Below are 12,785 nucleotides of genomic sequence, written 5' to 3' on the forward strand. Positions count from 1 at the left end.
GGAGAGGCCCTCAGGCGATCGATCAGCTGCGGAACATCTGCGAGGTGGTGGAGAGCATCTGGTCGGCGGCGGTGACGACCTTCGAGTTCATCTCGTAGGCGCGCTGCGCCGCGATCAGCGACGAGATCTCGGTGACGGCGTTGACGTTCGCCTCTTCGAGGTAGCTCTGCTGCAGATTGCCAAAGCCCTCGGAGCCAGGATTGGCCGTGATGGCCGGGCCGGAGGCCGCACTCTCGATGAAGAGGTTGTCGCCGATCGACTCGAGGCCGACCTTGTTGACGAAGCGCGAGAGCTGGAACTGGCCGAGCGCCTGCGGCGCGGTCTGACCCGGCACGGTTGCCTGAACGGCGCCCTGAGCGCTGATCGTCACGCTGGTGGCATTGTTCGGCACCGTGATGCCGGGATCGACGAGGTAGCCGTCGCGGGTGACGAGCTGGCCCTGCGCCGAAAGGTCGAACGAGCCATCGCGGCTGTAGGCGGTGCGTCCGTCCGGCATGGTGACCCGGAAGTAACCCTCGCCGCGGATGGCGACGTCGTATTCCTTCTCGGTGCTCGACAGGGTGCCCTGCGACATCACACGGGCGGTCGAGGTGGTCTTCACGCCCGAGCCGATCGCGAGACCGGCGGGGAGCTGGGTGTTCTGGTCCGAGGTCGAGGAGCCGGCGCGGCGCAGGTTCTGGTAGAGCAGGTCCTGGAAATGCGGCTGCTGGCGCTTGTAGCCGGTGGTGCGCAGGTTCGCGATGTTGTTGGAGATGACCTGGACGTTGAGTTCCTGGGCCGCCATGCCGGTGGCGGCAGCGTAGAGGGCGCGCATGCTGGCGGTTCCTTATGCGACGTCGGCGAGGCGGCGGATCGCCGTGCCGCGCAGGTCGTCGAGGCGCGAGATGATGCTCGAGACCATCGTGTAGGTGCGGTTCACGTCCATCAGCCTGGTCATCTCGACGACCGACTTGACGTTCGACCGTTCGAGAGCGCCGGATTCGACGCGGCCCGCGAGGCCTGCGGGCTGCGGCGCGGCATCCGAGGCGTAGAGGTTGGCACCCTCGTTCCGGAGGGCCTGCGGGTTCGCGAAGGTGACGAGGCGGACGCGGCCGCGAACGCCGAGATTGGTGGAGACCGTCCCGTCCGGACCGATCGAGAGGCCGGTCTCCTGCGGGCCGATCTGGATCGGGCCGCCATCCCCCTGCACCGGGTAGCCGTCGCTCGTGACGATCGTGCCCTGCGCGTTAATCTCGAAGGCGCCGTTGCGAGTGAATCTGTCGCCGCCCGGGGTCTGAACCACGAGGAAGGACTCGCCGCGCACCGCGACGTGAAGCGGGTTGCCGGTCTGCTCGATCGGGCCCTGGCCGAGGTCGAGGGCGGTACCCTGGTCGATGACGTAGGACAGGCGCCGGTCCGGCCGCTGGAACGAATCCGCGCTCGCCACCGGCATCAGATATTCCTGGAAGCGGCTGTTGCGGCTCTTGAAGCCGGTGGTGGAGACGTTCGCCATGTTGTTGGCGATCACCTCGAGTTCGCGCTGAAGCGCGACCTGCGAGGAGACTCCGACGAAAAGGGCGTTTTGCATCGCTCGGCCAAGCCTCTGCGCATCCGTGACGAGGGTATGGTCAGCATGGCCCGTGCCAGACGACGAAACTCGATAATAGTAAACCGAACCAATAGCTTGCGTCTGTTCGTCGATGCGCGCGGCCGCCTCTCTTCGATGCCGGCGGCAACTCCGACCCGGCAGCTTTTGCCGCCTTAACGGCACGTTAACCGTCTTTGGCGGATATCTCGGGTCAGGGCTCGATCCGGGCGATCCTGCCCGCACCGGGCCGCACGACATCGTCCATGCCGCTCGTCATCGCCGGGGACGCATTCAGATGGCCAAGAAGCCCAAGAAGGCCCCCGAGGCCGAAGGCGAGGAAGGTGAAGCCCCCGCGGGCTCGAAGAAGAAGCTCATCATGATCGCGGTGGCGGGGCTGCTGCTGGCCGGCGGCGGTGGCGGCTACTTCCTGATGAAGAAGAAGCCTGCGGGCGACGGTCACGGAGACCCGGCCGCGATGGTGAAGATGCCGGTGGTCTTCCTCGACGTGCGAGAGATGCTGGTCAACCTCAGCGCCGAGCCCGGCCAGGACAAATCCAAATACGCCAAGCTCAAGATCGCCCTCGAACTCAAGGACGCGAAGGTCGAGAGCGAGGTCAAGCCGCTGATGCCGCGCATCGAAGACACCTTCCAGGTCTACCTGCGAGAGCTGCGCGCCAGCGATCTCGCCGGCTCGATCGGGATCTATCGCCTGCGCGAGGAGCTGCTTCGCCGCGTCAACGTGGCGATCCATCCTGCCCGCGCCGAGGCGGTCCTGTTCAAGGAAGTCATCGTCCAGTGAGCCTAAGCGCCGGTCGCCTTGCTCGTCCCCAAAGATCGCCGGACCGCTCTTTTCCATCCCGCTGACCTGACGCCCGCAGAGACCTTCGAGACATCATGGCCGGACCCGGAGACGAGATCGAGGAGGACGACTGGGCGGCCGCTCTGATCGAGCAGGGCGACAATGCCGGCGGCGATTCTCTCGCCGACGAATGGGGCGCGGCCCTCGCCGAGCAGGGCACCACCAATACCTCCGGAGACGTCGCCGCCGAATGGGCGACGATGATCGAGGACGGGGAGACCGACAACCTCCCCGAGCTCGCCGGCAACGATCGCATCCTGAACCAGGACGAGATCGACGGCGTACTCGGCTTCTCCCTGCGCGAGCTTTCCGCTTCGGGTGCGGGCGGCGTGCGCGCCATCGTCGATTCGGGCGTCGTCCAGTACGAACGCCTCCCGATGCTCGAAATCGTCTTCGACCGGATGATCCGGTTGTTGTCGACGAGCCTGCGCAACTTCTTCCAGGACAACGTCGAGGTCACTCTCGACAACATCACCTCGGTGCGCTTCGGCGACTACCTGAACTCGATCCCGCTCCCGACGCTCCTCGGGGTGTTCCGCGCCGACGCGTGGGAGAATTCCGGCCTTGTGACGGTGGAATCGAACCTCGCCTACTCGACGATGGACCTGCTTCTCGGCGGCAAGCGCGGCGGATCCTCGACGCGCCTCGACGGCCGCCCCTTCACGACGATCGAGATGCAGCTGGTGCGCCGTCTCGTCGAGATCATCCTCAGCGACCTCGAACTCTCGTTCCAGCCGCTCTCGCCTGTGCGGTTCGGCATCGACCGGATCGAGACCAACCCGCGCTTCGCCACCATCACCCGGCCAGCCAACGCCGCGATCCTGATCAGCCTCAAGCTCGACATGGACGGGCGCGGCGGCGGCCTCCAGATCCTGTTCCCCTACGCGACGATCGAGCCGATCCGTGAACTGCTCATGCAGAGCTTCATGGGCGAGAAGCTCGGCCGCGACCATGTCTGGGAAAGCCACCTCGCCACCGAGATCTGGCAGGCGGACGCCAAGATGGACGCGGTGCTTCACGAGATGATGCTGCCCTTGAAGAAGGTGCTGTCGCTGAAGGTCGGCGACACCATCATGTTCGACACGAAGCCCACCGACCTCATCACCGTGCGCTGCGGCGACTGGGCCCTTACACAAGGGCGAATCGGGCGGATCGACGACAACATCGCCGTGCAGGTGACGCGCCCCTTGCGGCGCTCGCGCACGACCCTTCAGGCCTTCGAGGCCTCCATGAACAACCGCAACGACGGGTAAGCGCTGCCATGGGTCTCCTCGCATGAGCCTCCTCGTCACCCTCGTCGCGGACGTCCTCGTCGCGGTCCTGCTCGTCGCCACCATCGTCTCATCGGTGCGCCTGAGCCGGCGCATCGCGAAGCTGAAGGCCGACGAGACCGCCCTGCGCCAAACCATCGGCGACCTCGTCACGGCGAGCGCCACCGCCGAGCGGGCGATCATCGGCCTGCGCGCGACCCTCGACGAATGCGATCGGACGCTGGCCGAGCGACTCGGCACCGCCGAGCGCTACACCGCCGACCTGTCCTCGCATGTGGAAGCGGGCCGGGCCGTGATCTCGCAGATCTCGGCCATCGTCTCGAACGCCCATCCGGGCCGCCCGGTCGAGGCCGCGCCTGCGCCCGCGAGGGTCGAGCATGAGCCGGCGACGAATACCCGAGCGCGGGCCCCCAAGACGATGACTCCGGTCCTTCCTCCGGCGCCCACCAACCAGCCACCGTCGAGCCCGAACGGTGAGCGCATCGGCGTCGCCGCCGCGGCTGCCCTCGCCATGTCCGAGCGCGCCCTCGGCCGCCTGCGCAGCCGCGCCGCATGAAACGGCCGCTCAGCCTCGCCGCCCTTCGCCAGCCGCGGCCCTACAGGCTGCGGCTGGTGGATGCCGTGACGCTGGCGGCCATCGGCCTCCTCGTGCTCAAGCTCTCCGCCATCGCCCTGGAGGATATCGGACCAGGTCCGGCTCCGCCCGGAACGCCGCTCCCGGATTTCGCGCGGGTGCTCGCGAAGGCCCGCACCGGCTACGAGCCCCTCGATCCCACGACCACAGGCTCGGTCACGCCGAAAGAGGCCCCGGCCACTCCGGAGGCGAAAGCTGAACCTACTCCCAAGTCGCCCGCGCCACCCGAGACGATCCCGGCGAGCGAGCGGGCACTCCTCGAACGGCTGAGCGCCCGGCGCGATGCGCTCAAGCAGCGCAGCGACGACCTCGACCTGCGCGAGCAACTGCTCGGTACCGCCGAGCGCAAGCTCGAGGACGGCGTGAACGACCTCCGGCGCGGAGAGGACAAAGGCGAGGGCGGGGTCGCCCAGCGGGCCGAAGCCGAGCGCGCGGCATTGAAGAACATCGTGACGATGTACGAGACCATGAAGCCCAAAGATGCCGCGCGCGTCTTCGATCGCCTCAACCTCGACGTCCTGGTCCCCATCGTGGTCGCCATGAACCCACGCAAGATGGCCGAGGTCCTGGCCCTGATGCAGTCGGAGCCTGCCGAGAAACTCACTGTCGCGCTCGCGTCTCGGGCCCGCGGCGAACGGCCGCCCGCAATCCAGGCACCCGTGGCCGGGCTGCCCTCGACGGAACTCCAGGCGATCGAGCCCTCCGGCCGGCCGGCAACCCCACGTTGACGGCCGAGGCCCGCGCGTGTCCGCATTGCAACACCTGCACCGCCAATGCTGCTCGATACCGGCTAAGCAATTCGCCTTTGCCCAAGGGTCTTGCGGCTTAGTTTAGAACGGCGCTTAGGTATCGCCACCATGACATGAGGTCATGAGCGGACGGGGGCGTCGGCGTGTCGGTCTATCACCTGCGGATCCGCTCGCCAGAGGCGACGATCTGGTCAGATGGCGATGGTTTGGAGACCACCGATCTCGCCGTGGCCGTGACGATCGCCGACCGGCTTGCTTTGGCTTGCCGGCGCTGCTCCGAGGTCTGCAAGGACGCGACTGCCAATTGGTGCGTCGACATCATCAGCGAGTGCGGCGACATCTTCTACACGGCGCGCGTCGCCTGGACTTCGTCTCTCTCACTCAACCGCGTCCTACAGTAAGCTATCGCCGGTTGCGGGACCGGAGCGCGGTTGCAGAGTCGTGCCCGTCCGGCTACGCGGCTCTCTCGTCGTCATAGAACGCCGGGATTTCATGACTGCCCCGTCACGCATCGTCGCACGCGTCGCAACCTCCCTCGTTCTGGGCGTCCTCCTCGCCGCGCCCGGTGCCGCGCAGGAGGCGATTGATCCGCCTGCGGCAGAAGCTCCGAAGCCACGGCCGCGCAAGCCGCCGCCCAAACCCGCGGCCACGCCCAAACCCGTTCCCGAGACGGCGGCGCCGGCGCGTGCGCCCTGGCCCGAGGGCGCCAACGCACTGAGCGAAAGCTACTCCGACTGGACCATGACCTGCAGCCGGCAAGCACAGGGCGACGGTTCCGGCCAGGATGCCGCGGCAGCGAAGCCCTCGTGCCTCCTGACCCAGGCGCAGGGCAACGCCCGCACCGGCAAGCGCGAATTCACGATCGAGCTCCGAACCCCCGTCGACGGGCGGGCCGAAGGGTTGATCCTGATGCCGTTCGGCTTCCTGATCGAGCAAGGCGTCAGCTTCAAGCTCGACGATACCGTCCTCGGCAAGGGTGCGCCCTATGTCAGCTGTACGCTCGAGGGTTGCCTCGTGCCGATCAGCTTGCCGACCCTCGCCACGGACGCCATGAAGACGGCCAAGGCCTTGAGCGTCATCGGCATGCGGCAGGATGCGAAGGAGCCGACCACGATCACCGTACCCCTCGGCGGGTTCGCCCCGGCCTTCGCCAGGGCTATAGCCTTCGGCGGGTGAGCGGGCCGGTTCGGGTGGAATACCAGCCAGGAGGACAGGCCATCACAAAGCTTCCGATCCCGACCATCGCCCTTCTCCTGGCTCTCTCAGGGGCCGCCTTCGCCCAGCCGGCCGGCGAGCTGCCGCCCGAGGCGAGGGCCGAGCGGCAGAAGAACAACGCCGCCAAGCTCGCCGGCCTCGCAGGCTTCGTCGACCTGTCGTGTCCCGAGATGAAGCCGGACCGCGAGCGTCTGAAGGCGGTTGTGACCCGACTCGGGATCGACCCTGCCGACCTCGACGAGGGCGACCTCCTCATGCGGACCAAGACCTATATCGAGATCTACCAGAAGGATGTCCCGACCAATTGCGCCCGCGCCGCGGAGAATTTCGGCGAGGCCGGCAAGACGCTACCGGGGCTGATCGGCCGGCGCTGATCCCCTCCATGCGACCCCATTAAGCGCCCGTTAGCCTCGATCGGGGAGAGTGCCTCCTCAGTGTGGCGTAAGGCGGCGATTCTCCAAGATTGGAGGAGCGCCGCCGTCGGGTTTGGCGTTCAGCGATGGGTCTCGGTGCCGGAATCGCGACAGGATGGGGGGGGCTTCGCGCCATCATCCTCCTGGCGGTTCTCGCCGCCCTGTTTCCCGGCGGCCAGTTCTTTGGCGGCGAGGCTCAAGCCGCCAAGCTCCTCACCGTCAAGGGCATGCAGGGCGGCGGCTACGGCCGAATCGTGCTGACCTTCGACGGGCAGGTGGCGGTGAAGGCGACCATCTCGGGTTCGGTGATGGTGGTGCGTTACGGCGAAGCGAGCCCGTCCGGTCCCGAGCGGCTCGCCCTCGAGATGCCGGACTACGTGTCCGCCGTGCGCCGCGATCCCGACGGAACGGGCATGCGCATCGCCCTGCAGCGCCCCTATCGTCTCAATACCCAGACAGCAGGCGAGCAGGTCTTCATCGATCTTCTCGCAGAGACTTGGACTGGTCTCCCGCCGCCGCTGCCCCCCGAGACGGTGGCCGAGTTGTTCCGGCGCACCAAGGCCGCGGAGGCGGCCCTTCGCGCCGCCGCGCCGCCGCCGGAGCCCCGGCGGCTCGTCCTGGAGATCTCCCATCTGCCGACGGTCACGCGCCTGAGCCTGCGCCTGCCGCCGGAAGCGGTGCCGCGGTTCGAAGAGGGAAGCGAGGAGACCCGCCTCGTCGTGTCCGGAGCCTGGCGCATCGACGACCTCGGCACCCGCGGCCGCATCAAACCCGCCATCGAGAGCCTCACCGTCGAGGCCGATCCCACCGGCGCCAGCCTGCGCGTCGTTCCCGCCGCCGGATGGCTCGTGCGGACGATCCGTGACGAGGAAGGTGCGACGCTCGACCTCGTAAGGCCTCCGCCTCCGGCCAAACCGGGGGCGGAGGCCAAGACGGCCCCGGCCGCGAAGGACCAGATGGCACGGCCGCAGGAGGCCTCGGCGCCTCGGCAAAGGGAGGAAATGAAGCCTTCCGAGCCGGCGCCGGCTCGCGAGACGCCGGCCGTCACCATCGTCCGTCCCGAGGGACCGGGCATCCCCTTCCCGTTCAAGGTCCAGCCGCCGGCTGCGTTATTCGAGCGGGCCGGCATCGCAACGCTCGTCTTCGAGACGGCCGAGCCCGTGAGCCTGCCGCAGTCGGCCACGGGCTTTGCCCCCCTGGGCCCGCCTTCTCGCACCGGCGGCATCGCGGTCCTCCGCTTCACGGTCCCGCAGGGCCGCCTGTTCGACCTGATCCCTACCGGAAGTCCTGAGGCGCCCACCGGCTGGGAACTCGTGGCCGGAGAGAACCTCGCCGCCAGCGAGAGCCTGATGGTGACGCGCAGGCCCGAGGCAAGCGGCCGGCTCAGTCTCGCGATCAACCTGCCGCGCCCGGGAAGCGCCACCTGGCTCGACGTCGACGGAGAGCGCATCGCCGTGGTCACCGGCCGCGGCCCGCAGCCGGCCAGCATCCCCAAGCGCCAGGTCTTCGTCGATCTCGAGTTGCTGCAGAGCCGCCAGGGCATCGCCGTCCTTGCCCAGGCCGACGACCTTCTGGTGCGCCCCGACATCGACGGCGTCTCGATCAATCGCGAGGCCGGCATCGCCCTCTCGGGCGTGGCACGATCCGCCGAGCCTGCCGTCGTGGCGATCAGCGACCTGGCCGTCGATCGTGCACCCTGGGAGGCGGCGCAGCGGGGCTCCGTGCGCGAGTTGCTCGCCGACCAGCTCCAGGCCGCTGCGGCCGCCCTTCGGCCTGCCCGAGGGCCGCTGCGCCTCGTCCTCGCCAGAAGCATGCTCGCGAACCGGCTCGAACCCGAGGCCCTCGGCGTGCTTGCCGCGGCGAGCGCCGAGGATCCGGTCCTCGCCAGTCAGCGTGACGTCGCGGTGCTCACGGGCATCGGCCTCGCACGGATGGGGCGGAACGCGGAGGCGAGGCGCAGCCTGACCTCCGAAGCCTTGCGGCGTGACCCGGAGGCACGGCTCTGGGCCGGCTACGTCGACACCAGGTCGGAGCGTTGGCCGGAGGCGGACGCCGCCTTCCGTGCCGCTGCCGCAGTGCTCGACCGCTATCCCGACGACCTTCAGGCCCTGCTCCGGACCAGCGCTGCCGAGGCCGCCATCGAGACCGGCGACTGGGAGACGGCCTCGCGCCAGATCACCACCGCCACCGCCCGCGCCAACGAGCGTCCGATCCAGGACAGGCTCGCCCTCCTGCGGGCCCGCGTCGACGAGGTCACCGGCCGGACTGCTGCAGCCTTCACCGCCTACGAACGCCTCGCCGACGCCCTCGACCGTCCGATCGCCGCCGAGGCGACCCTCCGCGCGGCGATCCTCGGTCAGGTGCTGGGCAAGCTCACCATCGCCGAGGCCACCGAGCGGCTGGAGACGCTCCTCCTCACCTGGCACGGCGGCGAGACACAGTTCCGCACCATCGCGGCCCTGAGTCAGCTCTACGCCCAGGCCAGGCAATGGCGTCAGGCCCTCCTGGCCGCGCGACGGGCCAACGGCATCGCACCGGATTCCCTGGTGACCCGAACGCTGCACGACGCGGCCCAGTCGCTGTTCGACGACCTGTTCCTCGGTGACAAGGCGGCCAGCCTCTCCGGTGTCGAGGCCGTGGCGCTGTATTTCGACTTCAAGGAGTTCGCGCCCATCGGCCGGCGCGGCGACGAGATCGTGCGCCGCCTCGCGGACCGCTTGGTCCAGCTCGATCTCCTCGATTCCGCCGGTGAGCTGCTGCAGCATCAGATCGACCATCGCTTGGCGGGACCGGCCCGGGCCGGCGTTGCGGCGCGCCTCGCGGCGATCCGGATCATGGACGAGAAGCCTCTCCTCGCCCTCCAGGTGATCGACGCCACCTACGTGCCGGAACTTCCCGATGAGCTGCGCCGAGCCCGCGCGATGCTGCGCGCGCGATCCCTGTCCGACCTGTCGCGCACGGATCTCGCCCTCGAGACCATCGAGGGCGAGATCGGAGCCGACGCCCTGCGCCTGCGCGCCGACATTCTCTGGAGCGGCCGGCGCTGGCGCGATGCCGGGGAGGCGCACGAGGCCATGGTCGGCGAGGCTTGGCGCTCGCGTGCGCCCCTTGACGACGCGGCCCGCGCCGACGTGATCCGCGCCGCTATCGCTTACGGCCTCGCTGGCGAGACCCTCGCTGTCGAGCGCCTGCGCGCCAAGTTCGCCGGTCCCATGGCCGAGAGCGTCGATGCCCGCACCTTCGCGCTGCTGGTGCAGCCCAATGCCGTGCGCAGCGCAGGCTTCCGTGAGGTCGCCCAGAAGGCGACCAACGCCGAGACGCTCCAGGCCTTCCTCAAGGAGTACCGCAAGCGCTACCCCGACAGCGCGGTGCCGGCGCGCGGCACGCGCGAAGGCGAGCCCGGAGCGAGCGCCGCGGCGCAGGGGGAAACGCCCGCTCAGCCACCGGGCTGAGATGCCGGCTAGGTGCCGTAGCTCTGCACCAGCGAGCCAGCCACCAGGGTCCAGCCGTCGACCAGCACGAAGAAGATCAGCTTGAACGGCAACGCGACGGTGGCGGGCGGCACCATCATCATGCCCACCGCCATCAGGATCGAGGCGACGACAAGGTCGATCACGAGGAACGGGATGAACAGCAGGAACCCGATCTCGAAGGCGCGGCGCAGCTCCGAGATCATGAAGGCCGGCGTCAGCACTTCGAGCCCGAGCGCCTCGGGGCCGGACGGGGTCGGGATCTTGCCAAGGTCGAGGAAGAGCTTGAGGTCCTTCTCGCGGACGTTCTTGAGCATGAACGTCTTGAACGGAGCCGAGGCCCGCTCGAAGGCGACGCCTTGCGTGATCTGACCCGCGAGCAGAGGCTCGATCCCGTTGCGGTAGGCCTCCTTGCCCACCGGCGCCATGACGAAGGCGGTGAGGAACAGGGCGAGGCTGACGATCACGGTATTGGGCGGAGCGGTCTGCGTGCCGAGGGCCGACCGGAGGATCGACAGGACGACGACGATCCGGGTGAATGAGGTTGCCATCACGAGCACGGAGGGCGCGAGCGCCAGGACCGTGATGAGCGCAACGAGCTGCAAAGCCCGCTCCGTGACGCCCCCGGCGCCGAGATCCACAGAGACGCTCTGCGCACCTGCCGGAACCGTGGCGAGCCCAAGAACCAGAATCGCGCCGAGAACGTGCCCTGCCCAGCGGCGAGGCAAGGGGCCGGTCTCGCGCTCGAACGAAGGCGGGGTAGGGAAACGATCGCGGGTCATCGCTCCGGCAACCTGCGTCGGCCCCGCCCTCGGCGCAAGCGCCGAGGGCCTCCCTGACCGTCTAACTCCGAAGGCGTGCTTTTCCCGGCACTCCGTTCGCCTAATGACGGCAGGGTCCACGTCCAGGAATGTTCAATTCTTGCGGTCGAGCGGGCGCTCCAGCGGCCGGCCGAGCAACCTTGCGAACTCGGCCTCGATCTCCTCGACCGAGAATGGATTGCTGGTTGCCGGGCTCGCAGGTTTGGCGGGTTCCGGCTGCGGGGGCGCAGGCGGCTCCGGCTTGGCCTGTGCGGCAGGGGTAGCGGGCTCCTCGAAAAGGCCATCCCCCTCCGTCGCCGGCTCCTTAGCCACCGGCTCTTCCGTCACGGGCTCGGCGACGCTCGCCATCGCCGCCGCGATCGGATCCGTCGTGGCTTCGGCATCCGACCTGGTTTCGGGTTGCGACGTCAGCTCGGGATTCGATGTGGGCTCGGGATCCTGGTGATCCGTCGCCTCCACGATTGGGGCAGGCTCCGGCTCGGCCGGGATCGCGGCAGATGGGGCCGGTTCCGTCACGACCTCCGTGGTGGAGGTTTCGGCAAAGCTCGCGGAGAAGGGCACTGGTGCGGTCGTCGCTTCCGAGGCAGGGCGCCGCAACGCTTCCTCGAGCTGGCGTGCCATATCCGAGAGGAGCGCGGCGTCGACCTTGGCGGCCGGCTGGGGCTCCGGCGCTGCCGCCACACTCGATGGGGCGGCGGGAGGCGTCAGGGCTGCGGCGAAGGCTGCTTCGAAATCGGGCTGCTCGACGGCCACGGGCCGTGTGGATGCGGGAGCCGGCGCCGTCGGGGCAGGCGGCGTCGAGATCGAGGGCGCGATGACCGGAGGAAGGGAAACCGATGGAGAGGTTTCCGGTGCTTCCGGGATCACCGGGATCGGCGTCTCCTGCGCGCGGCCGCGCTCCGAAGCCACGTCGGGTTTCGGGTTCACCAGGGGAGGCGGCGTCCGGCGGAGGATGCGCGCCGGAATGGACGCGTTTTCCTTGCGTGGGGACGGCGGCTCAGCGGAGGGTTGCGGCGAAGATGCCGCGTCGCGGTCCGGACGGAGAACGGGGGGGGAGAGGAAGAACGGCGCAGGCGGTTTCGGCTCCACTGATGGCGGCTCGACGGATTCCGGCTCGGCCAGGCTCGGCTCGCTAACGGGCCGACGCTCGGCCTTCAGGTCCGGCACGATCGACGTGCGCAGAGCCGGTGCCGGCTCTCTCGGCGGGAAGATCGGCTCGGGCGGAGGCGCAAGTGCCGGTTCGGCAAACGTAGGCGCCGGTTCGTCCTCCTCGTCCCGTCCGGTCCCGTCATTCGCGAGTCTCAGGTGATTGCCGCGGCTGATGTTGCGCTCGATCACCACGTCGTTCGGGCCGCCGACGAGCAACAAATGCTCGACGTTGTCCCGCCGAAGCAGGATCAACTGGCGCTGGCGGTCGAGTTCGTAGACGTCGACGATGCCGAGCCGAGGCTGGCGCCCGCGCGAGCCGGTCTTCGCGGCATCCGACAGGCCGCCCCTGGTAAAGCGGCGGACCAACAGGACGATGGCCGCGAGCACGGCGAAGATCACCACAAAGATGATGGCGAACTGTGTGAGGAACGACCCGTCCGAACCGAAGAACGCTGACAACACCAGTCACTTTCGCTGGGAGGGCTTGGCAGCCCGACGCAACACCGCCAATCCAGTATCACGATCGCTCGGGGGCCGGGCAATAACGTTAAGACTTCGTTAACAGGGAAGTGCGGCGATCCGGTATCCAAGTTGAATCTCGGTCGCTTAACCGCCCGTTAACCATGAGGGCGGCAGA

12 protein-coding genes are annotated in these 12,785 nt (G+C 68.6%); 8 read left to right on the plus strand and 4 right to left on the minus strand.

The features are described 5' to 3' along the window. Window positions 1–22: 22 nt before the first annotated feature. Together flgG and flgF are read right to left on the minus strand one after the other, a co-directional pair. On the minus strand, window positions 23–814 hold the full coding sequence (gene flgG, locus K2Y56_RS12525) for a flagellar basal-body rod protein FlgG (protein ID WP_292507712.1): 792 nt from the start codon (window positions 812–814) through the stop codon (window positions 23–25). 12 nt (window positions 815–826) lie between these two features. Beyond that, entirely contained in the window at window positions 827–1,567 is a 741-nt protein-coding gene (gene flgF / locus K2Y56_RS12530) for a flagellar basal-body rod protein FlgF (RefSeq protein ID WP_292507713.1), read from the minus strand. Window positions 1,568–1,862: 295 nt separating this feature from the next. On the opposite strand from flgF, the gene fliL reads away from it, so the two are divergent. The 8 genes from fliL (at window position 1,863) to K2Y56_RS12570 (ending at window position 10,160) form a co-directional block, all read left to right on the plus strand. Beyond that, window positions 1,863–2,366: a flagellar basal body-associated protein FliL gene (gene fliL, locus K2Y56_RS12535; RefSeq protein ID WP_292507714.1), complete on the plus strand. Its 504-nt coding sequence runs from the start codon at window positions 1,863–1,865 to the stop codon at window positions 2,364–2,366. Between the two features lie 95 nt (window positions 2,367–2,461). Continuing rightward, the gene (fliM, locus tag K2Y56_RS12540) at window positions 2,462–3,679 is read left to right on the plus strand and encodes a flagellar motor switch protein FliM (protein WP_292507715.1); all 1,218 of its coding nucleotides are present in this window, start codon (window positions 2,462–2,464) and stop codon (window positions 3,677–3,679) included. 22 nt (window positions 3,680–3,701) lie between these two features. Next, window positions 3,702–4,253: a DUF6468 domain-containing protein gene (locus K2Y56_RS12545; protein WP_292507716.1), complete on the plus strand. Its 552-nt coding sequence runs from the start codon at window positions 3,702–3,704 to the stop codon at window positions 4,251–4,253. Continuing rightward, window positions 4,250–5,059, plus strand: a complete 810-nt coding sequence (locus tag K2Y56_RS12550) for a hypothetical protein (RefSeq protein ID WP_292507717.1) — start codon at window positions 4,250–4,252, stop codon at window positions 5,057–5,059. Before K2Y56_RS12545 ends, K2Y56_RS12550 begins: the two co-directional genes overlap by 4 nt. Window positions 5,060–5,223: 164 nt before the next feature. Further along, a complete protein-coding gene (locus K2Y56_RS12555) occupies window positions 5,224–5,481 on the plus strand; it encodes a hypothetical protein (protein WP_292507718.1) in 258 nt (85 codons plus the stop codon). 91 nt (window positions 5,482–5,572) lie between these two features. After that, window positions 5,573–6,256, plus strand: coding sequence for an invasion associated locus B family protein (locus K2Y56_RS12560; protein WP_292507719.1), 684 nt, complete (start codon window positions 5,573–5,575; stop codon window positions 6,254–6,256). A 14-nt stretch (window positions 6,257–6,270) separates the two neighbouring features. Further along, window positions 6,271–6,669: a hypothetical protein gene (locus tag K2Y56_RS12565; protein ID WP_292507720.1), complete on the plus strand. Its 399-nt coding sequence runs from the start codon at window positions 6,271–6,273 to the stop codon at window positions 6,667–6,669. 125 nt (window positions 6,670–6,794) lie between these two features. Beyond that, on the plus strand, window positions 6,795–10,160 hold the full coding sequence (locus K2Y56_RS12570) for a hypothetical protein (protein WP_292507721.1): 3,366 nt from the start codon (window positions 6,795–6,797) through the stop codon (window positions 10,158–10,160). An 8-nt stretch (window positions 10,161–10,168) separates the two neighbouring features. On the opposite strand, the gene fliP is transcribed toward K2Y56_RS12570, so the two are convergent. Together fliP and K2Y56_RS12580 are read right to left on the minus strand one after the other, a co-directional pair. After that, window positions 10,169–10,960, minus strand: a complete 792-nt coding sequence (gene fliP / locus K2Y56_RS12575; protein WP_292507722.1) for a flagellar type III secretion system pore protein FliP — start codon at window positions 10,958–10,960, stop codon at window positions 10,169–10,171. Between the two features lie 132 nt (window positions 10,961–11,092). Next, complete coding sequence (locus K2Y56_RS12580) at window positions 11,093–12,610, minus strand: hypothetical protein (RefSeq protein ID WP_292507723.1); 1,518 nt, start codon at window positions 12,608–12,610, stop codon at window positions 11,093–11,095. Between the last annotated feature and the right edge of the window lie 175 nt (window positions 12,611–12,785).

The sequence above is a fragment of the Methylobacterium sp. genome, from assembly GCF_019745455.1.
In the GTDB taxonomy this organism is placed as follows: Bacteria; Pseudomonadota; Alphaproteobacteria; order Rhizobiales; family Beijerinckiaceae; genus Methylobacterium.

Coding starts and splice junctions, on each gene's coding strand:
- fliL (WP_292507714.1), top strand. CDS start 1,863: ATGGCCAAGAAGCCCAAGAAGGCCCCCGAGGCCGAAGGCGAGGAAGGT.
- K2Y56_RS12560 (WP_292507719.1), top strand. CDS start 5,573: ATGACTGCCCCGTCACGCATCGTCGCACGCGTCGCAACCTCCCTCGTT.
- fliM (WP_292507715.1), top strand. CDS start 2,462: ATGGCCGGACCCGGAGACGAGATCGAGGAGGACGACTGGGCGGCCGCT.
- flgF (WP_292507713.1), bottom strand. CDS start 1,567: ATGCAAAACGCCCTTTTCGTCGGAGTCTCCTCGCAGGTCGCGCTTCAG.
- K2Y56_RS12550 (WP_292507717.1), top strand. CDS start 4,250: ATGAAACGGCCGCTCAGCCTCGCCGCCCTTCGCCAGCCGCGGCCCTAC.
- K2Y56_RS12570 (WP_292507721.1), top strand. CDS start 6,795: ATGGGTCTCGGTGCCGGAATCGCGACAGGATGGGGGGGGCTTCGCGCC.
- fliP (WP_292507722.1), bottom strand. CDS start 10,960: ATGACCCGCGATCGTTTCCCTACCCCGCCTTCGTTCGAGCGCGAGACC.
- K2Y56_RS12545 (WP_292507716.1), top strand. CDS start 3,702: ATGAGCCTCCTCGTCACCCTCGTCGCGGACGTCCTCGTCGCGGTCCTG.
- flgG (WP_292507712.1), bottom strand. CDS start 814: ATGCGCGCCCTCTACGCTGCCGCCACCGGCATGGCGGCCCAGGAACTC.